The sequence below is a fragment of the Phaeacidiphilus oryzae TH49 genome, from assembly GCF_000744815.1.
Lineage (GTDB): Bacteria > Actinomycetota > Actinomycetes > Streptomycetales > Streptomycetaceae > Phaeacidiphilus > Phaeacidiphilus oryzae.
Genome location: NZ_JQMQ01000004.1, coordinates 781,163 through 803,645 on the forward strand (window position 1 = coordinate 781,163; position 22,483 = coordinate 803,645).

The 22,483-nt window shown below is 72.1% G+C and carries 22 protein-coding genes and 1 pseudogene; 14 read left to right on the forward strand and 9 right to left on the reverse strand.

The features are described from left to right. Positions 1-45: 45 nt before the first annotated feature. Positions 46-1,011, reverse strand: coding sequence for an SDR family oxidoreductase (locus BS73_RS03730; protein WP_037569143.1), 966 nt, complete (start codon positions 1,009-1,011; stop codon positions 46-48). Between the two features lie 319 nt (positions 1,012-1,330). Between BS73_RS03730 and BS73_RS03735 the strand changes: the two genes are divergently transcribed. Beyond that, the gene (locus BS73_RS03735; RefSeq protein WP_037569144.1) at positions 1,331-1,897 is read left to right on the forward strand and encodes a TetR family transcriptional regulator; all 567 of its coding nucleotides are present in this window, start codon (positions 1,331-1,333) and stop codon (positions 1,895-1,897) included. 75 nt (positions 1,898-1,972) lie between these two features. Here the strand turns inward: BS73_RS03735 and BS73_RS03740 are convergent, their stop codons facing one another. Together BS73_RS03740 and BS73_RS03745 are read right to left on the reverse strand one after the other, a co-directional pair. Then, on the reverse strand, positions 1,973-2,938 hold the full coding sequence (locus BS73_RS03740) for an alpha/beta hydrolase (protein ID WP_037569147.1): 966 nt from the start codon (positions 2,936-2,938) through the stop codon (positions 1,973-1,975). A 125-nt stretch (positions 2,939-3,063) separates the two neighbouring features. Next, complete coding sequence (locus BS73_RS03745) at positions 3,064-3,996, reverse strand: alpha/beta hydrolase family protein (RefSeq protein ID WP_037569148.1); 933 nt, start codon at positions 3,994-3,996, stop codon at positions 3,064-3,066. 127 nt (positions 3,997-4,123) lie between these two features. Between BS73_RS03745 and BS73_RS03750 the strand changes: the two genes are divergently transcribed. The 7 genes from BS73_RS03750 (at position 4,124) to BS73_RS39140 (ending at position 11,199) form a co-directional block, all read left to right on the forward strand. Further along, positions 4,124-4,762, forward strand: coding sequence for a TetR/AcrR family transcriptional regulator (locus BS73_RS03750; protein WP_051939267.1), 639 nt, complete (start codon positions 4,124-4,126; stop codon positions 4,760-4,762). A gap of 53 nt (positions 4,763-4,815) precedes the next feature. Next, positions 4,816-5,640: a MurR/RpiR family transcriptional regulator gene (locus BS73_RS03755; protein ID WP_051939270.1), complete on the forward strand. Its 825-nt coding sequence runs from the start codon at positions 4,816-4,818 to the stop codon at positions 5,638-5,640. A 64-nt stretch (positions 5,641-5,704) separates the two neighbouring features. Continuing rightward, the gene (locus BS73_RS03760) at positions 5,705-6,658 is read left to right on the forward strand and encodes a polysaccharide deacetylase family protein (protein ID WP_037569150.1); all 954 of its coding nucleotides are present in this window, start codon (positions 5,705-5,707) and stop codon (positions 6,656-6,658) included. An 89-nt stretch (positions 6,659-6,747) separates the two neighbouring features. After that, the gene (locus BS73_RS03765) at positions 6,748-8,064 is read left to right on the forward strand and encodes an MFS transporter (protein WP_037569159.1); all 1,317 of its coding nucleotides are present in this window, start codon (positions 6,748-6,750) and stop codon (positions 8,062-8,064) included. Continuing rightward, the gene (locus BS73_RS03770; RefSeq protein WP_235215271.1) at positions 8,061-8,921 is read left to right on the forward strand and encodes an SDR family NAD(P)-dependent oxidoreductase; all 861 of its coding nucleotides are present in this window, start codon (positions 8,061-8,063) and stop codon (positions 8,919-8,921) included. Before BS73_RS03765 ends, BS73_RS03770 begins: the two co-directional genes overlap by 4 nt. Beyond that, positions 8,918-9,961 carry a ketopantoate reductase family protein gene (locus tag BS73_RS39135; RefSeq protein WP_051939272.1) on the forward strand — a complete coding sequence of 348 codons (1,044 nt, stop codon included), beginning with the start codon at positions 8,918-8,920 and terminating at the stop codon, positions 9,959-9,961. The genes BS73_RS03770 and BS73_RS39135 overlap by 4 nt, the downstream gene beginning before the upstream one ends. A gap of 38 nt (positions 9,962-9,999) precedes the next feature. Then, a complete protein-coding gene (locus BS73_RS39140; protein WP_235215272.1) occupies positions 10,000-11,199 on the forward strand; it encodes a M20 family metallopeptidase in 1,200 nt (399 codons plus the stop codon). Between the two features lie 75 nt (positions 11,200-11,274). Here the strand turns inward: BS73_RS39140 and BS73_RS03785 are convergent, their stop codons facing one another. The 6 genes and pseudogenes from BS73_RS03785 to BS73_RS40875 all read right to left on the reverse strand — a co-directional run bounded on the left by BS73_RS03785 (position 11,275) and on the right by BS73_RS40875 (position 16,942). After that, positions 11,275-12,417, reverse strand: coding sequence for an LLM class flavin-dependent oxidoreductase (locus BS73_RS03785; protein ID WP_037569160.1), 1,143 nt, complete (start codon positions 12,415-12,417; stop codon positions 11,275-11,277). Positions 12,418-12,447: 30 nt separating this feature from the next. Then, entirely contained in the window at positions 12,448-13,632 is a 1,185-nt protein-coding gene (locus BS73_RS39145; protein WP_037569162.1) for an SfnB family sulfur acquisition oxidoreductase, read from the reverse strand. An 11-nt stretch (positions 13,633-13,643) separates the two neighbouring features. Next, positions 13,644-14,192 (reverse strand): annotated as a pseudogene (gene ssuE, locus BS73_RS03795) (NADPH-dependent FMN reductase); the annotation flags it as partial. Positions 14,193-14,253: 61 nt separating this feature from the next. After that, a complete protein-coding gene (locus tag BS73_RS03800; RefSeq protein ID WP_037569164.1) occupies positions 14,254-15,471 on the reverse strand; it encodes an acyl-CoA dehydrogenase family protein in 1,218 nt (405 codons plus the stop codon). 103 nt (positions 15,472-15,574) lie between these two features. Continuing rightward, entirely contained in the window at positions 15,575-16,690 is a 1,116-nt protein-coding gene (sfnG, locus tag BS73_RS03805) for a dimethylsulfone monooxygenase SfnG (protein WP_037569167.1), read from the reverse strand. Positions 16,691-16,858: 168 nt separating this feature from the next. Next, complete coding sequence (locus BS73_RS40875; RefSeq protein WP_385764442.1) at positions 16,859-16,942, reverse strand: putative leader peptide; 84 nt, start codon at positions 16,940-16,942, stop codon at positions 16,859-16,861. A 136-nt stretch (positions 16,943-17,078) separates the two neighbouring features. Between BS73_RS40875 and BS73_RS03810 the strand changes: the two genes are divergently transcribed. The 6 genes from BS73_RS03810 to BS73_RS03830 all read left to right on the forward strand — a co-directional run bounded on the left by BS73_RS03810 (position 17,079) and on the right by BS73_RS03830 (position 22,453). Continuing rightward, positions 17,079-18,044: a LysR family transcriptional regulator gene (locus BS73_RS03810; RefSeq protein WP_084703739.1), complete on the forward strand. Its 966-nt coding sequence runs from the start codon at positions 17,079-17,081 to the stop codon at positions 18,042-18,044. 205 nt (positions 18,045-18,249) lie between these two features. Next, a complete protein-coding gene (locus BS73_RS37030; RefSeq protein WP_037569753.1) occupies positions 18,250-19,308 on the forward strand; it encodes a LacI family DNA-binding transcriptional regulator in 1,059 nt (352 codons plus the stop codon). 90 nt (positions 19,309-19,398) lie between these two features. Beyond that, a complete protein-coding gene (locus BS73_RS03820) occupies positions 19,399-20,406 on the forward strand; it encodes an ABC transporter substrate-binding protein (protein ID WP_235215273.1) in 1,008 nt (335 codons plus the stop codon). Next, positions 20,325-20,642: a type 2 periplasmic-binding domain-containing protein gene (locus BS73_RS39150; protein ID WP_235215274.1), complete on the forward strand. Its 318-nt coding sequence runs from the start codon at positions 20,325-20,327 to the stop codon at positions 20,640-20,642. The genes BS73_RS03820 and BS73_RS39150 overlap by 82 nt, the downstream gene beginning before the upstream one ends. Continuing rightward, positions 20,635-21,588, forward strand: coding sequence for a carbohydrate ABC transporter permease (locus BS73_RS03825; protein WP_084703741.1), 954 nt, complete (start codon positions 20,635-20,637; stop codon positions 21,586-21,588). The genes BS73_RS39150 and BS73_RS03825 overlap by 8 nt, the downstream gene beginning before the upstream one ends. A gap of 10 nt (positions 21,589-21,598) precedes the next feature. Further along, a complete protein-coding gene (locus tag BS73_RS03830) occupies positions 21,599-22,453 on the forward strand; it encodes a carbohydrate ABC transporter permease (RefSeq protein WP_037569169.1) in 855 nt (284 codons plus the stop codon). Positions 22,454-22,483 lie beyond the last annotated feature (30 nt).

The following is a 22,483-nucleotide window of genomic DNA, read 5'->3' on the forward strand; positions in this document are numbered from 1 at the left end:
CTCCTGGCGGCGGGGTGGCGTGGGCCGCAGGCCGCCGATCGCGGTTCAGCGCTCGGTGAAGTACTCGGGCCGGTCCAGGTCGGTGAGCAGGTCGGGGCCGGCCGGGCGCCAGCCCAGTTCCTTGCGTGTCAGCTCGCTCGAGACGTGGTTGTCCCGGGCCGCGAAGGCCGCGAGCCAGCCGAAGTGGCCGGCCGATTCCTCCTTCGTCAGCGACCGGGTCGGCACGTTCAGGCGCTTGGCGATGACCTCCGCGATCGAGCGCATCGGCACGCCCTCCTCCGCCACCGCGTGATACCTCGACCCGGCCGCGCCCTCCTCCAGCGCCAGCCGGAACAGTCGCGCCACGTCCTCCTTGTGCGCGGCGGGCCAGCGGTTCGCACCCTGGCCCACATAGCCGGCCACGTTCTTCTTGCGGGCCGCGGTGATCAGCCGCGGAACCATGGCCTTGTCCCCGTCGCCGTGCACCGTCGGCGGAATCCGCACGACCGACGCCCGCACTCCCCGCGCGGCCAGGGCCAGTGCCGCCGTCTCCGAGCCGATGCGGGCCGCGCCGGGTGAGGTCGGGTCCGGCGCCTCGCGCTCGGTGACGAGGGAGCCGGCGGCGAGGGTCAACGTCGGGAACGCCACGACCAGGGGTCCGCCGGTGGCCGCGAGGACGGATCCGAAGGTGTCGATCGCCTTGCGGTCCGCCCCCGCCCCCGCTGCGCCGAACCGGCCGGTGATCCCGCGCGGGCTGCCGCCCAGCAGGATCCCCAGCCTGGTGCCGAACGGCATGTTCCCCATGCTGTGGAGATAGGCCAGGTGGATCACGCCGTCTGCCTGGGCCGCGCCCTTCCGCAGGCTGTCGGGGTCCGCCAGGCTGCCGCGGTGCACCGCGGCGCCCGCCGCCGCCAGCTTCGCGGCGCCCTCGTCCGTATGAGCCATGCCGAGTACCTCGTGCCCGTTGGCCAACAGGTCCTGCACGAGGGGGGTACCGATGAATCCGGTCGCGCCGGTCACGAAAACACGCATGGGGAGACTCCCTTTCCGACTGACTGGCAGGCCATGGCCGTACCGAGTCCGTGGGCAGCCGCAGGCACCGGCGAGCCGGTGCGACGACATCTGATGTCATCACTCTAGCCGCGATGACACTTGATGTCATCTCATCCGCGAGAAAGCCGCCTGAACGCTGAGGTGTCGGGCGACCAGCCTCCTCGCCGGCCTCGCCGGGCCGGCCACCGGTTAGGGAAAAGGTCCGGCCGCCCCTAGAATGTGACATCGAGTGTCGTAGCGGCGTCGGCGCACCCTGAGGGATGGGGCGGCGGACGGCGGCGGAGGTGAGGAGTCGCAGATGGGACGTTGGGAGCCGGACACCCGCGGTCGGCTGGAGCGGGCCGCCATCGAGCTCTACCTTGAGCAGGGGTTCGACCAGACCACCGTGGCGCAGATCACCCGGCATGCCGGCCTGACCACCCGCACCTTCTTCCGCCACTTCCTGGACAAGCGCGATGTGCTGTTCGTCGGCATGGACGAGCTCAAGGAACGCGTCGCGAAGGCCGTCACGGCGGCCCCGGCCGCCTGGCCCCCGGCCAAGGCCGCCGCCTCGGGGATGAACATCGCGGCTGCCGCCCTGCAGATGCGCCGGGAGGAGGCACAGGATCGACGGAGACTGTTCAACGCCACCCCTGAGCTGCGCGAGCGTGAACTGATGGCGTTCGCCTCGGTCGCCGAGACCGTCGCCGGCGCGCTGAGCGCACGCGGGACCGAGGAACGCGTCGCGCGCGTCACCGCGGAGGCGATGCTCGCCGCGTTCAGGGTCGCGTTCGAGTACTGGGGCGAGTGCCCGGACCGGGAACTGCCCCAGCTCGTCGACGAGGCCGTAGACGAGCTGAAGGGCGTACTCGGCGCCGACGCCTAGGGGCGGGAGAGGGGAGCTGACGTTCCCTCGGCCTGGTGATCGCTCGTTGGTGTGACGCCGCTCCGCTGCTGGACGTCAGCCGGCGGTCAGGAGCCGCCGGACCCAGGCGGCCCGGGTCTCCGACGCGATCCGCGAAAGCGACGCCTGGGGCGCCATGCCGTCGAAACCGTGGAAGCCCCCCGGCCAGACGTGCAACTCGGTCTGCACGCCGGCCTGCAGCAGCCGAGCGGCGTAGTCGATGTCCTCGTCGCGGAAGGTCTCGACCGAGCCGACGTCGACGAAGGCGGGGGGCAGGCCGCTCAGGTCGGTCGCCCTCGCGGGCGCCGCGTAGACGCTGACGTCACTGCCGCCTCTCCGCTCGCCCAGCAGCGCGTTCCAGCCGGTCATGTTGCTGGTGGCGTCCCAGATGCCCTCGCCGTCGAGTTCCCGGCTGCTGGGCGTGATCAGTCGGTCGTCGAGCATCGGGCACATGAGCACCTGGCCCAGGAGCGGGGGGCCGCCGCGGTCGCGGGCGAGGAGCGCCACGCCGGCCGCGAGCCCGCCGCCGGCACTCGTCCCGGTGACGATGATGCGGTCCGGGTCGCCGCCGATCTCCGCGGCGAGTCTGTGGGTCCACAGCAGACCCTCGTAGCAGTCCTCGATCGGCGCCGGGTCGGGGTGCTCGGGCGCCAGGCGGTACTCCACCGACACCACGATGGCGCCGTTGTCGACGGCCCAGTCCAGCACGCTGCCGACGCCGCGGCTGTTGCCGATGATCATGCCGCCGCCGTGGATGTGGTAGAAGACGGGGGCGCCCACCGCCAGGCCCACCGGCCTGAGAACGAGCAGCGAGATCTCCGGGGCACCCGAGGGGCCGGGGGCGGACAGGTTCTCCAGCTGGACGGTCCCGTCGCGCGTCAGGGCCTCGTCCGGGACCGCGAACACGGGATTCGCCCGCAGCCCCTCGATGTCCTCGGCGGTGATGGTCGGAGGCAGATGTTGGTGGACGACCGTCAGCACCTCGGCGAGTTCGGGGTCGATCGGTGGGTGGGTCCTGGGCATCGGTGGTTCCTCGGTTCGGACGACGGCGGTGGACTTGGCGGAGAGGGGGCGGTGAAGGAGCGGGCAATCCGAGGAGCGGGCAATCCGGCGTGCGCCCCCGGCCGGGTAGGGCGCACTGGGTCCGCTCACTTCGAGTCGATGCGTGCCAGCGGGTCGGCGGAAGCGGCCAGAGCCCGGCGGGTCGCAGGCCACGCGTCCTCGTCGATGCCGAGGGCGGTGCGGAGGTAGGCCAGGGTGGCCTGCTGGACGGCCGCCACTCGCTCGGGGCTTTCGTCGGTGGTGCGGGTGTCGTTGGCTCCCTGGATGCCGCCGAGCCCGTGTTCCGCGCCGAAGAGGGTGAGGAGATCGGTGGCACCGGGGCTGAGGCGGTAGCCGTCGGTGAACCAGTCCGGACCCCGCACCGTCAGCGGAGACTGGTCATGGTCGCCGGCGACCATGAGGCTGGGCGTCTTCAGTTCGGTGAAGTCGGGGCTCATGAACGGGAAGTACTGGGCGGCGAGCGGGCTCAGGTCCGCGCCACCGGTACCGGGCAGGCAGAGCAGTACCGCCGCCTTCACCCGGGAGTCGGTCATGGTCTCACCGGGCGTGCCGTCAGTGTCGACCACTCGGGCGCCCGCGAGAGTGCTGGCGGTCTGTGCGCCCCAGGAATGGCCGGCGACCGCGATGCGGTCGTGGTCGACGCGACCGGCCAGCCCGGGAACGCCGGCCTCGACGGTGTCGAGCTGGTCCAGGATGCCGGTCAGGTCGTCGGTGCGGATACGCCAGACGAGAGGGGTGCGCGGGTCGTCGGGGGGCAGGCCCAGCGAGTCGAGATGGGTGGGCTGGACGACGACGAACCCGTGGGCGGCCCAGTGGTCGACCAGCGGCGCGTAGTCGTCCATGGTCAGGGTCATGCCGTGGGAGAAGAGGACGACGGGCAGGTCCTGGCCGGTCGTCGGCGCGGTGACCCGTACCTGCAGGTCCTGGCTGCGGTCGGGGGCTGCCAGGGTGACCGGCCTGACGGAGACGACCGGGGTGGGGGAGTCGTTGCCGCCGGCGGCGGACGTGAAGTCGCTCATGAGTGGGTGCCTTTCTCTCGCAGGCCCAGTGGGCCGTGCCGTGCGGTGTCTGGCATCATCGGAATACGGAGCACCGCTCCGATTCACGATACGGAACCGTGCTCCGATTTACAAGCGGGAGGTGCCCATGGTGTCCACGGCCGACACGCCGCCGGCTGCCGCGGCCCGCAAGCGATCCGACGTCCGCCGAAACGAGCGCAGGCTTCTGGACGCGGCCGCGGCCGTGTTCGTCCGTAGCGGGGTCGACGCTCCGGTGCGGGAGATCGCCGCCGAAGCGGGCCTCGGCATGGGCACCGTCTACCGTCACTTCCCCACCCGGGCGGACCTGGTGGTCGCGGTCTTCCGGCACCAGGTCGACGAGCTCGCCGCCGCCGACGAACCCGCGGGGGTCGACACGCCCTACGAGGTCCTGCGGCGGTGGGTGCACCGGTTCGCCGACTTCCTGGTCACCAAGCACGGCCTCGCCGAGGCGCTCCACTCGGACCACGCCGGATTCGAGGCCCTGCACAACGAGTTCGTCGCACGCCTCCTTCCGGTGCTCGACCGGCTCCTCGAAGACTCCGCCTCCGCCGGATGCACACGCTCCGGCGTACGGGCCTACGACTTCATCCTCGCCATCGGCAACCTGTGCATCGGAGTGGAGACCTTCCCCGACTACCGGGCGCGCCAGATGATCGACCTGCTGCTCGCCGGCCTCGCCCAGAACGCGCCGGCGCCGTCCCGGTGGCCGGTATCTGGAATCAACCCTTCCCCGACTGCAAGATGACTTGTAGTGTGACCGCATTCGGAAGCGATCTTTCACATCTTTCGGGAGTGGCCATGCTCGCTGAGCGCGTGGAGGCGTGCGGGTCCGAGCTGTCCAGGACCGATCGGCTCATCGCCAACTACCTGCTCGACTGCCTGGAGGAGGTGCCGTTCCTGCGGGCCGCGGAGATCGCCGGGCGGCTGGGGGTCAGTGCGGCGAGCGTGACCCGCTTCGCCCAGCGGCTCGGCTTCGACGGCTACCCGCGCCTGCAGGACGCCGTCCGCGCCGACCTGCGCGCGGTGCTGGCTCCGCCGGCGGGCGCCGCCGGCGCCGGCGCTCAGGGCGGCGGCCGGTACGCCCGGGTGTGGGACCGTGAGCTGCGCAACCTGGAGAAGCTGCGGGAGCTGCCGGACGACGTGCTGGACGCGGCCGCCCGGATGATCGCGGAGGCGGGGACGGTGTGGCTGCTCGGCGGCCTGGCCTCCGAGCCGGTGGCCGCGCACATGGCGTACTCGCTGGCGCGGGCGCGGCCGGGCGTGCGGAGGCTGACCTCCACGGTGCTCCACGACTACCAGCCGCTGCTCGACCTGAGCCCGAACGACCTGCTGGTGGCGCTGACCTTCCGCCGCTACACCCGCAGCACGGGTGAGATCGGCCGGATGGTGGCCGCCCGCGGGGTGCCGATCCTTCTGATCACCGACGACGGGACGCCCTCCCTCGCCAAGGACGCGGAGCTGGTGCTCAGGATCCCCGGGACTGCTCCCGGCGGCCTGCCCTCCACCACCGCGGCCTGCAGTCTGGGCCTGGCGCTCACCCTGGGCGTCATCGGGCATCTGGGGTCCGACCGGCTGGAGTCCGGCGAGCGACTCGTGGGGGAGATGGAGATCTGCGAGGGGTGACTCCAGACCGATCCCGCGTCCCCTCGCCACAGCGGAAGAACAGCAGAGGAAGGGAAGAGCACTGATGGCAGACGAGAACGGCGAAGAACCCTGGCAGTGGAGCGAAGCCACCTGGCGGGGCCAGGTGGAACGGGTCCGCGCCGGCCGCCCACTGCGGCCTTCGAGCTGGCCGGGCGGGGCACGGGTCGCGGTCGCCCTGTCCTTCGACTCCGACCACGAGACCCCCGCGCTGCGGGACGGTGAGACCCGCCCGGGCAAGCTCTCGCAGGGCGAGTACGGCTCCCGGGTCGCCGCGCCCAAGATCGTGCGGCTGCTGCGCCGGTTCGGCGTCCCGGCCAGTTTCTACATGCCGGCGGTGTCGGCACTGCTGCACCCGGAAGAGGCCCGCGGCTACGTGGAGGAGGGCCACGAGGTGGGCATCCACGGCTGGATCCACGAGCGGAACATGCTGCTCGGCCCGGCCGACGAACGCGAGTTGCAGCTGCGCAGCGCGGACACCCTGGAGCGGGTCACCGGCGTCCGGCCGGTCGGCATCCGCACCCCCTCCTGGGACTTCTCCGACCACACGCTGGCCATCTCGGCCGAGATGGGCCTCCTCTACGACTCGTCGCTGATGGCCGACGACGACCCCTACGAACTCCTCGCCGACGGCCGTCCCACCGGCCTGGTGGAGATCCCGGTGGAGTGGATCCGGGACGACGCGCCCTACTTCATGATGGAGCGCTACGCCGGCCTCCGCCCCTACACCCCGCCCCGTGCCGTACTGGACATCTGGCGCGACGAGTTCGACCAGGCGTATCGCGAGGGCGGCGTCTTCCAGCTGACCATGCATCCGCACATCATCGGCCACCGCTCCCGGCTGGTGGTCCTGGAGGAACTGCTCTCCCACATCGCCGGGCACTCCGACGTCTGGTACGCCACCCACGCGCAACTGGCCGCGTACGTGGCCGAGGAGGCTCGGCTCGGCACGGCGGCGGCCTCCGAGGCGGCCCGCACAGCGGAAGGAAGAGACCGATGAGACAGCGCCCGGCCGAGTCCGGCCCCCCGCGACCGGCGTCCGTACCCGGTGCCGCCGACCCCGCGGGCGCCACGGCAGAAACGGCAAGCGTGGAAGGCAGGGCAGGGGCGGAAGGCGCGCAAGGCACCGCAGGCACCGCGCGGACCGACGCCGCGGTCCGCCGCCGGGCGATCTGGGCCGGGGCTGTCGGCAACACCGTGGAGTGGGTGGACTGGGCGGTGTACTCCACCTTCGCCTCGGTCTTCGGCGGACAGTTCTTCCCCTCCCACGCCCCCGAGGCGGCCCTGCTGTCCACCCTCGCGGTCTTCGCCGTCGGCTTCGTGATGCGACCGGTCGGCGGAGCCGTGCTCGGCGTCTACGGCGACCGGCACGGCCGCAAGAAGGGGATGACGCTGACCATCTCGCTGATGGCCGGCGCCGCCCTGGTGATCGCGGTCTGCCCCGGCTACTCCACCATCGGGGTCGCGGCCCCGATCGTGCTGGTACTGGCCCGGCTGGTGCAGGGCTTCTCGGCGGGCGGCGAGTTCGGCACCTCCTCGGCCTTCCTGGTGGAGTCCGCGGCCCCGGCCCGGCGCGCCCTGGCCGGCTCCTGGCAGCAGGTCTCGGTCGGCGCGGGCACCCTGATCGCCTCTGTGACCGGCACCATCCTCACCAGCACCCTCGACGACCACGCTCTGCAGACCTGGGGCTGGCGGCTGGCCTTCGCCCTGGCCGGGCTGCTCGGTCTGATCGGCCTGTGGCTGCGGACCTCGGTGGAGGAGACCGAGTCCTTCCAGCGGGCCGGCGGCGGACGGCCCGAACGGCCCCACCCGCTGCGCACGATGCTCGTCGAGCACCCCCGGGCGGCCCTGCGGGTGGCCGGAGTGACGGTGGCGGGCACCCTGATCTACTACCTGTGGGTCAGCTACATGCCCAACTACGTCCACGTCACCACGGGGATGCCACTGAGCCGGGCACTGCTGGCCAACAGCATCTCGCTGGTGGTCTTCCTGGTGCTGCTCCCCTTCGGCGGGATGCTCTCCGACCGGATCGGCCGCAAGCCGACCATGCTCGCCTTCGCCGGCGGGTTCCTGGTCCTCGCCTGGCCGCTGTTCCACCTGGTCCAGGGCGGCTTCTGGTCGCTGCTCGCGGTGGAGCTGATCGGCGTGGTGCTGCTGGTCGGCTACTCGGCCAACTGCGCGGTGATCATGGCCGAGCAGTTCCCCCCGGAGGTGCGCACCACCGGCATCGCCCTGCCCTACGCACTGGCGGTGGCCGTGTTCGGCGGCACCGCCCCGTACATCACCACCTGGATGAGCGCCCACGGCGCCCGCGGACTGGTCTGGATCTACCTCTCCGCCGCGGCCCTGGTCGGCGTCCTCGTCTACGCCACCATGCCCGAGACCAAAGGCAAGGAGATCGAGTGAGCACGACCAGCAGGACCGAACCACTGGGGAGGCCGCGGCACGTCCTGGTCACCGGAGCGGCCGGCGGGATCGGCGCCGCGATCTGCGCGGCCTTCGCCGCCGAGGGCTGCACGATCACCGCGGCCGACCTCCGCGAGGAGGAACTCGGCGCCCTGGCCGAGGAGTTGCGGCAACGGCACGGCGTACCGGTCGGACCGCTGGCCGCCGACCTGTCGGACGCCGAGGCGGCGGCCGGGCTGGTGGCGCGCGCGGCCGAGTCGGCCGGCGAGCCCGATGTGCTGGTCAATGCGGCGGGCATCTACCCGGCCACCCCGCTGCCGGAGATGACCGCGGCGCTGTGGGACCGGGTGATGGACATCAACGTCCGGGCCGCCATGCTGACCAGTACCGCCTTCGCGGATCTGCGGATCGCCGCGGGCCGCCCGGGCGCCGTGGTCAACATCAGCTCGGGTGCCGCACTGCGGGCCCGGCCGGGTGCCGCGCACTACTGCGCGTCCAAGGCGGCGCTGGAGATGCTCACCCGTGGCTGCGCGATCGAGTACGGCCCGTACGGAATCCGGGTGAACGCGGTCTCACCGGGGTTCGTCACCGTCGACAGCGCGGTCAACCCGATCTCCCCGGAGTACGCCGCCGCCGTCTCGGTCAACCCGCTGGGGCGGGCGGGGGAGCCGGGCGAGATCGCCGCCGCGGTGCGCTGGCTGGCGGGACCCGAGTCGCTGTGGACCACCGGTGCGGTGCTGCGGGTGGACGGCGGGTCCTCGGCGGGCACCACCGCACTGCCCACCCATTGGCGCGGCCCCTCCGAGATCCAGGCGGGCCGGACGACCGAACAGAGCGAGGGGACAGCGGCGCGATGAGTGACCACGGCACCGAGGAATCGACCTACACCGTCGTCGGCGGCGGGGCGATCGGCGGAACCCTCGCCTACCACCTGGCCGCGGCCGGTATTCCGGTCCGGATCGTGGACGCCGACGCCGAGCATGTGACGGCGCTTCGCGAGCACGGCCTGACCCTGATCACCCCGGACGGCGAGCACACCGCCCGGATAGCGGCCTTCACCCCACCGGAGGCGCCCGGCCCCCTGCACCGCGTTCTGCTCTGCGTCAAGGCGCAGGCCACCGGCGGAGCGCTGGACTGGATCGCGCCCCGGCTGGCTGAGGACGGCTTCGTCGTCTCCGTGCAGAACGGCCTCAACGAACCGCTCATCGCCGAACGCATCGGTGCCCACCGCACGGTTGCGGCCTTCGTCGACCTGTTCGCGGACGTCGAACGGCCCGGCGTGGTCCGGGACGGCGGCAGCGGCGCGCTCGTCCTGGGTGAGCTGGACCGCCGGCCCAGCGACCGGGTCGGCAGGCTGGTCGCGGACCTCCAGGCCTGGGGCCCGGCCCGGCAGAGCGAGAACGTCGAGGGTTTCCTCTGGGCCAAGCTGGCCTTCGGCGCGATGCTCACCGCCACCGCGCTGGCGGACGCCCCGATGGCCGAACTCATCGACGGCCACCGGCCGTTGATGCATGCGCTGGCTGCCGAGGTGCAGCAGGTGGCGCTGGCACTCGGCATCCGGCTGGAACCCTTCGACGCCTACGAGCCCTCCGCCTACCTGCCCGCCGCAGACCCCCGGCGCCGCGAGGCCGCCACCGACGCGCTGGTCGACTGGCTGCGCGGGCAGTCCAAGGACCGCAGCGGCATCTGGCGGGACATCGCCGTCCGCCACCGCCCGGTCGAGGTCCACCACCACTACCGGCCCGTCCTCGCAGAGGCTGCCGCCCGGGGGGTGCCCGTGGTGCTGCTGCCCGCACTGCTGGCCCGGCTCGCCGAGGTGGAGGACGGCAGCCGGACGATGAGCCCGGACAACCTGGCCGAGCTGACCGCCCTCGTCCCGTCCGGAGAGGACCGATGAACGCCCGGAGAGGACCGATGAACGCCCGGAGAGGACCGATGAACATCCGCCCCGAGACCCCCGCCACCGCGGCGGACCGCCGCGCCCAGCTCTCCCGGCTGCGCGACTGGGTGGCCCTTCAGCGCACGGCCATGCTCGCCGACCTGCGGCGGTACGTGAACCTGGAGACCCCCAGCGACGACCGCGGATGCCTCCAGGCCGCCCTGCCGCTCATCGAGCGTTGGCTGGTCGACTCCCTCGGCACCCCCGAACGCCGCCGGCGGGTGGACGGCGGCGACTACGGTGACACCCTGGTGCTGGACTGGTCCGGCACCGGCGACGCACCGGTCGTCCTGCTGTGCCACTACGACACCGTCTGGAGCCGCGGGACGGTCGAGCGGCGTTCGTTCGCGCTCGACGGGGACCGGGCCACCGGGCCGGGCATCTTCGACATGAAGGCCGGACTGGTGCAGGCGGTGTGGGCGCTGCGCGCCCTGGACGCGGCGGGCCTGCCCCGCCCGGCGGTCCGCCTCGTCCTCAACGGCGACGAGGAGGTCGGCAGCCTCTCCTCGCGTCCGGTCATCGAGGCCGAGGCGGCCGGGGCGCCGGCCGTGCTGGTCTTCGAGGCCTCCGCCGACAGCGCGGTGAAGACCGCCCGCAAGGGCGTCGGCCTCTTCCGCCTGACCGCGACCGGCCGGGAGGCGCACGCCGGACTCGATCCCACCAAGGGGGTCAGCGCCGTCGACGAGATCGCCCGCGCGATCCTGGCCGTCCACGGCCTGTCCCGCCCGGAGGCGGGCACCACGGTCAACGTCGGCACCGTGCACGGCGGCACCCGCAGCAACGTCACCGCCGGCCGGGCCGTCGCCGACCTGGACGTCCGGGTCGCCGACCGGAGCGAGGCCGAGCGCATCGACCGCGGGCTGGCCGCCCTGCGGCCCCACCACCCCGAGGCCTCGATCGAGGTCGGCGGTGAGTGGAACCGCCCGGTCATGGAACGCACCCCCGGCGGCGCCCGGTTGTACGACCTGGCCCGCCGGGTGGCCTCGGACCTGGGCTTCGCACTGCGGGAGTGCTCGGTCGGCGGGGCCAGCGACGGCAACTTCGCGGCCGCCCTGGGCCTGCCGGTCCTGGACGGTCTGGGCGCGGTCGGCGACGGCGCGCACGCCCGCAGCGAGCACATCAGCGTCAGCGGGATGACCGAGCGCTGCGCGCTGGCCGCCGGCGTCCTGCTGGAGCTGGGCACCCCGGTGGCCTGAGCGCGCGCCACGCCGGGGCGGTGCCCGGCCCCGACGGCCTCCTCCGTCGGCGGGGCCGGGCACCGCAGGCCGTGTTCACGAGCCGAACGGCACCAGACCCTCCGGAGCAGTCGCCGACCCGGCCGGGTGCCGCCAGAGTCCCTCCTGGGCGAGCCGCGGCAGCACCCCCTCACCGAACCAGTACGCCTCCTCCAGATGCGGGTAGCCGGACAGGACGAACTCCTCGATGCCCAGGGCCGCGTACTCCTTGATCCGCTCGGCCACCTCCTGGTGGGAGCCGACCAGGGCCGTGCCCGCGCCGCCACGGACGAGCCCGATCCCCGCCCACAGGTTGGGGTGGATCTCCAGTGCGTCCCGCCGGCCCGCATGCAGTGCCAGCATGCGCCGCTGTCCCTCGGACTCGCTGCGCGCGAGTCCCTCCTGGACGGCCTTGACCGTCTGCGGATCGAACCCGGCGAGGAGTCGCCGTGCCTCGGCCCACGCCTCCTCGGCGGTGTCCCGGGTGATGACGTGCAGCCGGATCCCGAAGCGCAGGGTGCGCCCGGACGCGGCCGCCAGGCCCCTGATCCACGCGATCTTCTCCGCGACCTGGGCGGGCGGTTCGCCCCAGGTGAGATACACGTCGGCCTGCCGGGCCGCGACCTCGCCGGCGATCGGCGAGGAGCCGCCGAAGTACACCTCGGGCACGGGATCCGGCAGCCGGGCCAGCTTGGCGGCCTCGACCTGGAGGTGCTCACCGCGGAGATCGACGGTCTTGCCCTCCCACAACGCCCGCACGATCTCCAGGAACTCACCGGTGCGGCGGTAGCGGGCGTCCTTGTCGAGAAAGTCTCCGTAGCCGCGCTGCTCGTGGCTCTCGCCACCCGTCACCACGTTGAGCAGCAGCCGTCCGCCGCTCTGCCGCTGGAACGTGGAGGCCATCTGCGCGGCGAGCGTGGGCGACACGAAGCCGGGCCGGAAGGCCACCAGGAACTTCAGCCGCTCGGTGTGCCGGCTGACCATCGCGGTCGTCAGCCAGGCGTCCTCGCACCAGGAGCCGGTGGGGGTGAGCGCCCCCACGAAGCCCAGATCCTCGGCGGCCCTGGCGATCTGGCTCAGGTAGGCGACCGTGGGCGGCCGGTCCCGGCCCAGGGCCGTGGCAGGGGTGCCGTGGCCGCCGCCGACGACATGGCGGCTGTCGCCGTTGGTGGGCAGGAACCAGTGGAAGGTGAGGGGCACAGGGGTTCTCCGATCGCGAGGGCCGGGCCGTCACAGGAGGCCGTGACGGGGCGGCAGAGTGCCGTTGAGCACGTACCGGCCGATGTGCTGGATCTTCCAGCGGGTCGGGTCGTGGAGGGTGTGGGTGCGGGCGTCCCGCCAGTGCCGGTGGAGGTTCAGGGAAGCCAGCGCCGACCGGGTGCCGGAGACCTCGAACAGCGCGTCGGCGACGGACACGGCGGCCTCCGCCGCCCGCACCTTCGCCGCGGCCACCGCGATGGACGCCTCGGCGGCCGACTCGTCGGTGAGATGATCACGAGCCGCGTCGACCGCCCGCGCGGCCTCGCGCAGCAGCGCCACCGCGGAGCGCTCCCGCAGGGCGAGGTCGCCGAATCGCTGGATCAGCAGCGGGTCCTCGGCGGCGGTGTCGAACCCGCTCTCGAACCAGGGCCGGCTCCTGGTCCGCACGAAGTCCGCCGCCTCCGCCAGGGCGCCCCCGGCGATGCCCGCGTCGATGGCCGCGTGCAGCAACTGCGCCACCGCGCCGTGGAGTTGAGGCCCTTGGAAGGTCAGATGGTGGGGCAGGACCCGGTCGGCGGGGACGGCGACGCCGTCCAGGCGCACGGTGCCGCTCGCGGTCGTCCGCTGGCCCATTCCGTCCCAGTCGTCGGTCACCGTGAGACCGCCGGCGTCCCGGGGGACGAAGGCGACATGGGGGCGGTCCTCCTCGGCCAGGGCGAGGACGGGGACCCAGTGGGCGAACAGCGCGCCGGTGGAGTAGTGCTTGACGCCGGTGAGGAGATAGGAGCCGTCGGGCTGGGGGGTGAGGCGGGTGCGGATGTCCTGCACGTGCCGGGTGCCGGCCTCGGACTGGGCGTTGCCGAAGCGGCGCCCGGCGAGCAGCTCGGCGAAGAAGAACCTCTGCTGCTCCTCGTCCCCCTGCCGGCGGATGACGTTGGCGTACACGAAGTGGCTCTGCGGGATCTGCGCGAGGCTGCTGTCGGCCGATCCGAGCAGCCGGAAGATCTCCGCGAGCGTCAGCGCGCTGACGTCGGCGCCGCCGTGTCGGGCGGGGACGGTCACCCCGAGGAGGCCGGATGCCGACAGCCGGTCCAGCTCGGCGGTGGGGAGTCTGCGTGCCGCATCCCGTTCGGCGGCCCCCTTGCGGAACTCGTCGGCGAGGGCAGCGGCGATGGCGAGGGCTTCGGCGTCGTCGGTGACGACGTGGGCGGGCATCGGGGGCAGCCCGCCGCGGCCAGGACGGGCCGATGTCCGAGCGCGGCCGAGAACCGGCCGAGGATCGGACGCAGCGCCTCGGCGACGGCCGGTGCGAGGACGAGCGTGCCGTCCTCGCCCACCGAGATGTCCTTGTCGAGGGTGAACCAGCCCTGCACGATGTGGGCGGCGCCCATCGAGGACAGGACCGGGCGGAGCGCGTAGTCGATGGCCAGCACGTGGGCGACCGAGCCGCCGGTGGCGAGCGGCAGGACGGTCTTGCCGGCGAGCGCGTACTGCGGGAGCAGGTCGAGCAGCGCCTTGAGGACGCCGGAGTACGAGGCCTTGTAGACGGGGGTGGCGACGAGGAGGCCGTCGGCGCGGGCGAACAGTTCGCCGGCCTCCACGATCGCGGGGTGCCGCGGGTCCGCGCCCACCAGTGCCTCGGCGGGGATGGTGCGGACGTCGAGGGGGATGACCTCGTGTCCCTGGTCGGTCAGCTGCCGGTCCAGATGGCGCAGGAGGCGGCCGGTGCGGGAGGCGGCGGAGGGGCTGCCGGAGACGGAGAGGACGGTGGCCATGAGGCTGACTCCTTCTGGGAGCCCGGGCACCCGCGCGAGACGGGCGCCCGGAAGGGAACGGTCAGGAGTACCAGGTGGGTTCGGGCAGCTCGCCCTCCAGGACCCAGCGACCGACCTCGCGGCGCTTGTAGGCGACGGGGTCGTGGAGGGTGTGGGTCCGCACGTTGCGCCAGAAGCGGTCCAGGCCCTCGGCGGTGGCGGTGGAGCGGGCACCGGTGACCTCGAAGATCCGGTTGCCGATCTCCAGGGCGACGTCGGTGGCGCGGGCCTTGATCGCGGCGACCCGGACCTCGAACGCGCCGCGGGCCTCGGGGGTGACGGCGTCCGGGTCGTCGTGCAGCCGCTGCCCCTCGGCGGCGACCGCGTCCGCGAGGGCCTCCGCCGCCCACAGCTTGGCGGTCAGGTCTCCGTAGACGTCGATGACATACGGCTCGTCGGTCGCGCGGTCGTACCCGCCGTGCAGCCAGGAGCGGGACTTGGTGCGGGTGTAGGTGGCTGCGGTCTCCAGGGCGCCGGCCGCGATGCCCAGGTAGAAGTTGACGAACACGAGCTGGATGGTGGGGACGTTGAGGGTGTTGTAGACGCGGGGCTGGAACTTCCCGTCGACGTATCCGGCCGCCGAGGACCACGGGGTGCGGACGCCGTCGAGGGTGACGCCGCCGCTCTCGGTGAGCCGCTGGCCGATGTTGTCCCAGTCGTCGTGGAAGGTCAGGCCCGCGCTGTCGGACGGGACGATCGCGAAGACGTGCTGGTCGGTGCCTGCGAAGACGCCCTCGAGCACGGTGACGTCGGAGACCTTGCTGCCGGTGGAGAAGGTCTTGCGGCCGGTGAAGACCAGGTCCTCGCCGTCCTCGGTGACGACTACGTCCTGGTCGCGCGGGTTGACGGCGCCGCCGAAGAACCACTGGTTGCGGGCGGCCTCGGCCTCGACGTGCTCCCACTGCTCGCGGGTGCCGAAGAGCCGGGCGGCCCAGTTCCACAGGTAGTGGTAGCCGAGGAGCTGGCCGATGGAGCCGTCGGCCTTGGCGACCTCGCGTACCACCCGGTAGGCCGTGGTCCAGTCCTGACCGGCGCCGCCGTGCTCCACCGGTCCCAGCAGGGTGACCAGGCCGGAGTCCTTGAGGAGCTGGATCTCCGCGTGGGGAGTGGCGCCGGCCCGGTCGCGAGCGGCGGCGTCGGTCGCGAGGACGGCGGAGACCTCGGCGGCGCGGGCGATCCACTCCTCGGCGGTCGCGGGGGCGGGGCGGGTGTGCCAGTCGGTGGGCGTGGCGGTGCTCATGGCGATACCTCTTTCGCGGGGCGGGGCGGTGTGGCGGGTTGCGGCGGGATGCAGTGCGGCGCTGTGCAGTGCGGTGCAGTGCAGTGCAGTGCTGTGCTGTGCGTCAGGCGAGGGCGGACTCGGCGTGCTGCTCCGGGAGCCCGGCCTCCAGCTCGCGCACGAGAGGGAGTACACGCTTGCCGAAGTACTCGACCTCCTCGTGGTACTGGAGGAACCCGAGCAGGAGGAGGTCCACGCCGAGCCGCTTGTAGGCGACGATGCGTTCCGCGATCTGCTCGGGGGTGCCGATCAGCCCGGTGCGGAAGCCGTCGTTGTACTGCACCAGGTCCTCGAATCCGGAGTCCTGCCACATCCCCTTGCCGTCGGAGGTGGAACGGCCGGCCTGTTTCACGGCGGCGCCGAAGCCCTCGACGGCCGCCGTGTCGGCCTTGGCGACGATCTCGCGGAGGGTCTCGCGGGCCTCGGCCTCGGTGTCGCGGGCGATGAGGAAGCCGTTGAGGCCGAACTTCGGCGGCGTACGGCCGACCTCGTGGGCGGACCTGCGGACGTCGTCGATCTGCTCGGCCACCCCGGCGTAGTCCTTGCCGTTGGAGAAGTACCAGTCGGAGACGCGGCCGGCCATGGCGCGGGCGGCCGTGGAGTTGCCGCCCTGGAAGATCTCCGGGTGCGGCCGCCCGGGGCTGCTGAGCGGCTTGGGCTTGAGGGAGAAGTCACGCAACCGGTAGAAGTCGCCGGCGAGTTCGGTGTGGTCCTCGGTCCAGATCCGGCGCAGGGCACGGATGAACTCCTCGGAGCGGCGGTAGCGTTCGTCGTGCTCCAGCCAGGGTTCGCCGAGGGCGGTGAACTCGGCCTTGAACCAGCCGGAGACCACGTTCACCGCGAAGCGGCCGTTCGACAGGTGGTCGGCGGTGGCGCCGAGCTTGGCGAGGACCCCGGGGTGCCACAGGCCCGGGTGGACGGCGGCGATGACCTTCAGGCGCTCGGTGGCGAGCAGCAGAGCGAGGCTGAAGCTGGTCGACTCATGCCGGAACTCGGCGCCGTAGCTGGCCATGTAGCGCACTTGGCTGAGCGCGTACTCGAAGCCGTTGTTCTCGGCGAGTACGGCGAGCTCGCGGTTGTACTCGTACCCCCAGTCGGTGCGTTGTTCGATCGTGCTGGTGACGAGTCCACCACTGACGTTCGGAACCCAGTAGGCGAATTTCACGGGCGCTGCGGACATCGCGGAACTCCTGGTGCGGAATTGTTTTCTGGCACGCCGAGATCGACGGCCGTGCAGGCGGGAATGAATGAGCCGTGAACGGGCGCGGCAGCGCTGCGAAAGGCGCGCCGAAGGCCGCGCGGGCAGGCCTGGTTCAGGCGGTGAAGGGCGTGGTCTGCGGCCGAGTGGTCAGGCCGCGGCGCAACAGGAGGCGCTGGAGACACGTGCGAGGTCGACATGGCGTCGCCGCGTGAGGTCCAGTCGCTGCTTCATGCCGTTGATGGTCGCAGCAGCCGTCTCGTACTGTCAAGGAAAACCCGACCGTTCCCGTATCGCAGACCATTGAATTTCACGAAGGTGTGACAGGGAAAGCCTTGAACGCCCTTGGGATCCGACGCATTCTTCCGGCATGCGTACGGAGCAGCTGGAATACATCACGGCCGTCACCCGACTCGGCTCGTTGCGCCGGGCGGCCGACGAACTACGCCTGTCGCAGCCCGCGCTGAGCGAGACGGTGCGGAACCTGGAGCGGGAACTGGGCGTCGACCTCCTGGAGCGCAGGCGCACCGGGGCGACGATGAGCACGGCGGGGCAGGAGCTGATGCCGCACATCGTCAGCGTGCTCGAGGCGGTGGACCGGCTGCGGATGGCGGCGGGGGAGCAGCACCGCCTGAGCCGGATGGTGCGCGTCGGCACGGTCAACGCCGCGACCGTCCCGCTGCTCATCCCCGTACTGCGGGAGTTCCGGGCAGCGCACCCGCTCACCCAGGTCGAAGTGGTCGGCGCGCGGCAGACGGAGATCCAGCGCGGTCTCGCCGAGGGCGGCTTCGACCTGGGCCTGGTCAACCACCTCGACGGCGACGACCTGCCCGCCGGCTTCGAGTCCACCGAACTCCTGCGCGGTCGGCCGGTGGTGTGCGTACGGCCGGACAGCCCGCTGGCGGCCCTCGACGAGGTGGCCGTCGACGACCTCCTCGCCGAACCGCTGATCGCGATGCGCACCGGCTATGTGATGCATCGCTATGTGCATCGGCTGCTGGTGGGCCGCACTCCGGCGTTCTCGTACTCGACGGACGGCGCGGAGATGGGCAAGTTGATGGTCGCGGAAGGGCTCGGTGCGACGGTGCTCCCCGACTTCAGCGTGCTCGGCGACCCACTCGAACGCAGCGGCCGGATCGTCTGCCGCCCCTTGGCCGACGACTCCGCCCGGGTGCTGCTGATGCTGCAGCGCCGGCGCGCGGAGGCCGTGTCACAGGCGGCCGGCGAACTCCACGAGACGTTCGTGCGTCGAGCGCGGGAGCTCAGGGACGGCCGAGACGAAGGTGCCACTGGTCGTCTCCGGTACTCCAGTCCTGAGGAAGAGGACCCGGGCTGACCGGCGCGCCGGGACGCGCCGAACTGCGGCGGGCCCGCCCGGATGCCGTGGAGGAGGTCGGCCCGATCCCGTGCCGGTACAGAATTTTACCCGGAAGCGTACGACGCGGGGCTTGTCCCGCCGGGTGGGGGAGTGGTTGGGTCGTGCCGCCAGTCGATCCGTATCGACGCTGCCGGGACCGGCGGACAACGGAGGGGCGGTGTACGTGTTCACCAGTAGGGATGTCGCCCGGCTCGCGGGCGTCTCGCAGAGCACTGTCTCGTATGTGCTGTCCGGAAAGCGCACCATCTCTCCGCGCACCCGCGAGCGCGTGCAGGCCGCCATCGAGCAGTTGACCTACCAGCCCAACGCGGGTGCACGGGCGTTGGCGAGCCGGCGGACCCGGGTGATCGCCATCGTGGTCGCCTTCGGCGGCACCGCGGACGGGGCGGGCCTGCTGCCCTTCCTGGAGACCATCACCCAGTGCGCCCGGGAGCGCGACCACGATGTGCTGCTGGTCGCCGCCCAGGAGGGCGCGGACGCGCTGACCCGCCTGGACGGGCGCTCGCAGTGCGATGCCGTGGTGCTGATGGAGATCGAGGCCGAGGACGAGCGGATCGCCGCGATCAGCGGGCTGCGCATCCCGGTGATCCTGATCGGCGTTCCGAATGCCAGCGATCGACTGCACTGCGTGGACGTGGACTTCGAGGAGGCAGGCCGGCTCGCGGTGCGCGAGGTGGCGGAGACCGGGCGGCGGCGGGTCGCCGTGATCGGCTACCCGCCGGAGGCGGTGCGACGCGACCTCAACTACGTGGCCCGGTTCCAGCGCGGGGTGGACCAGGCCGTCGCCGAGGCCCGCCTGGACTGCGAGCTGATCGCGCCGGTCCCGGCCACCCGGGCGGGCGCCAGGGACGCGGTGGCCCGGGTGGTCTCCGCCGGGGAACGGGCGCTTCGGGAGACCGGCCTGATCGTCCCGAACACCGCGGCCATCCAGGAGGTGCTGCGGGGTCTGCGCGCGCACGGGCTCGCGCCCGGCCGGGACGTCCCGGTGGTGGGGGTGTGCACGGACGCCGCCGCGGAGGCCATGGAACCCGCGGTCAGCAATGTCTCGCTGGAGCCGCGGGACGTCTCCCGCCGGGCGATGCGCACCCTGTTCGCGCTACTGGAGAACGAGCAGGGCACGCATGCCGGGGATCGTCCACGCGCCCGGGTGCAGCTCGTCACCCCCCGGCTGACCCGACGGGAGACCACCGCGGAGGCGCTGGACGCCCCGGCGGTCCAATGACCTGACGAGCCGGCACCCCGCTGACCTGAGGCCCCGCTGACCCGACGACCCGATGCCCGGACGACCCAACGACCAAGCGGAGGAAGCGATATGGCACCACAGCGAAGAGCAGTGCACCGCCGCCGCACCGCGGCACTCGCGGCGGCCGCGGCCCTGGCCGCCCCGCTCGCCCTCACCGCCTGCGGCACGGGAGCGGGCGGCCACTCCACGGGAAAGGTCACCAGCCTCTCTGTCGAGGACTACTACAACAACGAGCCGGACAACACCTTCTACCAGCAGGCCGTCACCGCCTGCGGAAAGCAGCAGGGCGTCACCGTCAAGCGCACCGCCGTGCCGGGTGCGAACCTCATCGCCAAGGTGCTGCAGCAGGCCTCCTCCCACACGCTGCCGGACGTGCTGATGCTCGACAACCCCGACCTGCAGCAGATCGCGGACACCGGGGCACTGACCCCGCTGAGCGGCTACGGCATCACCGGCGCCGGCTACGCGAAGGGCGTCCTGGACGCCTCCACCTACCACGGCAAGCTGTACGGGCTGCAGCCGGTCACCAACACCATCGCGCTCTACTACAACAAGGACATGCTGGCCGCCGCCGGCCTCAAACCGCCGACGACCTGGGCCGAACTCAAGACGGACGCCGCGAAGCTGACCAAGGGCGACCGGTACGGACTGGCCTTCTCGGGGATCAACACCTACGAGGGCACCTGGCAGTTCCTCCCCTTCATGTGGTCCAACGGCGGGGACGAGAAGGACATCGCCACCCCGCAGACCGCCCAGGCACTGCAGCTGTGGGTGGACCTGGTGAAGTCCGGCTCCTCGTCCAAGTCGGTGGTCACCTGGGCGCAGGCGGACGTCAACGACCAGTTCAAGGCGGGCAAGGCGGCCATGATGATCAACGGCCCCTGGCAGAACCCCATCCTGGACGCGACCCGCGGACTGCACTACGGCATCGCCCGCTGCCCGCGCCCGCCCCCGGCGGCCGGGTCGTCTCGCCGCTCGGCGGGGAGACCTGGACCGTGCCGCAGACCGGCGACACCGCCCGCGAGGCCGCCGCCGCCAAGCTGGTGCAGTGCCTCAACTCGCCCGCCGAGCAGCTGAAGATGGCCGAGGAGCGGGACACCGTCCCCACCAGGACCGACGTCGCCGCGCAGTTCGCCCGGCAGACCCCGGCCATGCGGACCTTCGTGGAGATGCTGCCCTCCTTGCGGGCGCGCACCGGGGAGCTCGGCCCCAAGTGGCCGGCCACCGCCACCCAGATCTACAACGCCATCCAGACCGCGCTGACCGGAGGCGGCACTCCGATGGAGGCCCTCAAGCAGGCGAAGCATGGCTGAGGCCGGGACCTCCCCCGGCATCCTCGGGGGGACGACCAGCAGGCGCGCCGGAGCCTGGAGCCCGCGGGCGCGCATCAGGTACCTGGAGACCGGTTTCCTGTTGCCCGCAGTGCTGTACCTGCTGCTGTTCTTCGGGTACCCGGTGGTCAAGAACGTGCTCACCGGCTTCCAGCGGTACACCACCAAGACCTTCTACACCGGCCAGGCGCCCTGGACGGGGGTGGCGAACTACTCGGCGGTGCTGGGCTCTTCGGTGTTCGGCCGGGTGCTGCTGAACACCCTGCTGTTCACGGCGGGCTCGCTGGCCGGGCAGTTCCTGCTCGGCCTGGCGCTGGCGGTGTTCTTCCGGCGGCGGTTCCCGCTCAGCGGGCTGCTGCGCTCGCTGCTCCTGCTGCCCTGGCTGATCCCGCTGATCGCCTCCTCGGCGGTGTGGCGGTGGATCCTGGACGAGGACAACGGCGCCCTCAACCGGGCCCTTGCCGGACTACACCTGAGCGCCGCCCACCCGGGCTGGCTGACCAGCCCGTCGCTGGCACTGGTCGCGGTGGTCGGGGTGAACATCTGGATCGGCATCCCGTTCAACACCACCATCCTCTACGGCGGCCTCCAGGAGATCCCCGAGGAGTTGTACGAGGCGGCGGCGCTGGACGGCGCGACCGGCTGGCGCGCCTTCCGGCACGTCACCTGGCCGCTGCTGCGCCCGGTGGTCACCGTGGTGCTGGTGCTCGGCAGCGTCTACACCCTCAAGGTGCTCGACATCATCCTGGGCCTCACCCACGGCGGCCCCGCCAACGCCACGCAGACCTTGGCCACCCAGGCCTACAACCTGAGCTTCCAGCAGTTCGACTTCGGGCAGGGAGCCGCACTCGGCAACCTCCTGCTCCTCCTCTCGCTGCTGTTCGCGATCCTCTACCTGCGCGCCAGCCGGCGTGCGGCGAGCGAGTGAGGTGCCCGCCATGACCATCAGCGCCACGCCGATCAGCGCCACCACCGCGCGCCGCCCCGCCGTCCGGCGCGGCTGGCGGTACACCGCACTGGGGATCGTGCTGCTCGCGGTACTGCTCTTCCCGCTGTACTGGATGCTCAACGTCTCGCTGCAGCCCAGCGGTTCGGCCGTCGGCACGCCGTGGATCCCGCTGCACCCGAGCTTCGGCGGCTACGCCAGGGCGCTGAGTCAGCAGGGCGGGCACCTGCTGATCAGCCTGGTGATCGCGCTGGGCAGCGTACTGCTGAGCCTGGCGGTGGCCGCGCCCGCGGCGTACGCGCTGGCTCAGTTCCGGTTCCGCTGGGCATCGGCGGTGCTCTTCGGCATCCTGATCAGCCAGATGGTCCCGGGCATCGTGGTGGCCAACGCCCTGTACAGCGCATACAACGACCTGCGGCTGCTCAACTCGGTGATCGGACTGATCCTGGCCGACTCGGGGCTCGGCATCCCCTTCGCGATCCTGGTGATGCGGGCCTTCATGGGACGCCTGCCGGCCTCGGTGGTGGAGGCCGCCCAGGTGGACGGAGCCGGGCCGATCCGGGCCTTCTGCTCGGTGGTGCTGCCGATGAGCCGCAATGCGCTGATCACGGCGGGTCTCTTCACCTTCCTCTTCGCCTGGGGGGACTTCCTGTTCGCCCTGACCCTGACCACGACCGACGCCGTGCGTCCGGTGACGCTCGGCATCTACCAGTACATCGGCTCGTATGTGAACGACTGGAGCACGGTGATGGCGACGGCGGTGCTGGCCTCGATACCGGCCGTGCTGCTGCTGGTGATCGCGCAGCGCTATGTCGCCGCGGGGATCTCCGGAGGGGCCGTCAAGTAGCCCGGGGACACGTCGAGAAGACCCACGAGG

Bases quoted from the DNA above. Each gene is read 5' to 3' on its own strand.
- BS73_RS03730 (WP_037569143.1), bottom strand. From the start codon at position 1,011: ATGCGTGTTTTCGTGACCGGCGCGACCGGATTCATCGGTACCCCCCTC.
- BS73_RS03735 (WP_037569144.1), top strand. From the start codon at position 1,331: ATGGGACGTTGGGAGCCGGACACCCGCGGTCGGCTGGAGCGGGCCGCC.
- BS73_RS03740 (WP_037569147.1), bottom strand. From the start codon at position 2,938: ATGCCCAGGACCCACCCACCGATCGACCCCGAACTCGCCGAGGTGCTG.
- BS73_RS03745 (WP_037569148.1), bottom strand. From the start codon at position 3,996: ATGAGCGACTTCACGTCCGCCGCCGGCGGCAACGACTCCCCCACCCCG.
- BS73_RS03750 (WP_051939267.1), top strand. From the start codon at position 4,124: ATGGTGTCCACGGCCGACACGCCGCCGGCTGCCGCGGCCCGCAAGCGA.
- BS73_RS03755 (WP_051939270.1), top strand. From the start codon at position 4,816: ATGCTCGCTGAGCGCGTGGAGGCGTGCGGGTCCGAGCTGTCCAGGACC.
- BS73_RS03760 (WP_037569150.1), top strand. From the start codon at position 5,705: ATGGCAGACGAGAACGGCGAAGAACCCTGGCAGTGGAGCGAAGCCACC.
- BS73_RS39135 (WP_051939272.1), top strand. From the start codon at position 8,918: ATGAGTGACCACGGCACCGAGGAATCGACCTACACCGTCGTCGGCGGC.
- BS73_RS39140 (WP_235215272.1), top strand. From the start codon at position 10,000: ATGAACATCCGCCCCGAGACCCCCGCCACCGCGGCGGACCGCCGCGCC.
- BS73_RS39145 (WP_037569162.1), bottom strand. From the start codon at position 13,632: ATGCCCGCCCACGTCGTCACCGACGACGCCGAAGCCCTCGCCATCGCC.
- BS73_RS03800 (WP_037569164.1), bottom strand. From the start codon at position 15,471: ATGAGCACCGCCACGCCCACCGACTGGCACACCCGCCCCGCCCCCGCG.
- sfnG (WP_037569167.1), bottom strand. From the start codon at position 16,690: ATGTCCGCAGCGCCCGTGAAATTCGCCTACTGGGTTCCGAACGTCAGT.
- BS73_RS40875 (WP_385764442.1), bottom strand. From the start codon at position 16,942: ATGAAGCAGCGACTGGACCTCACGCGGCGACGCCATGTCGACCTCGCA.
- BS73_RS03810 (WP_084703739.1), top strand. From the start codon at position 17,079: ATGCGTACGGAGCAGCTGGAATACATCACGGCCGTCACCCGACTCGGC.
- BS73_RS03820 (WP_235215273.1), top strand. From the start codon at position 19,399: ATGGCACCACAGCGAAGAGCAGTGCACCGCCGCCGCACCGCGGCACTC.
- BS73_RS03825 (WP_084703741.1), top strand. From the start codon at position 20,635: ATGGCTGAGGCCGGGACCTCCCCCGGCATCCTCGGGGGGACGACCAGC.
- BS73_RS03830 (WP_037569169.1), top strand. From the start codon at position 21,599: ATGACCATCAGCGCCACGCCGATCAGCGCCACCACCGCGCGCCGCCCC.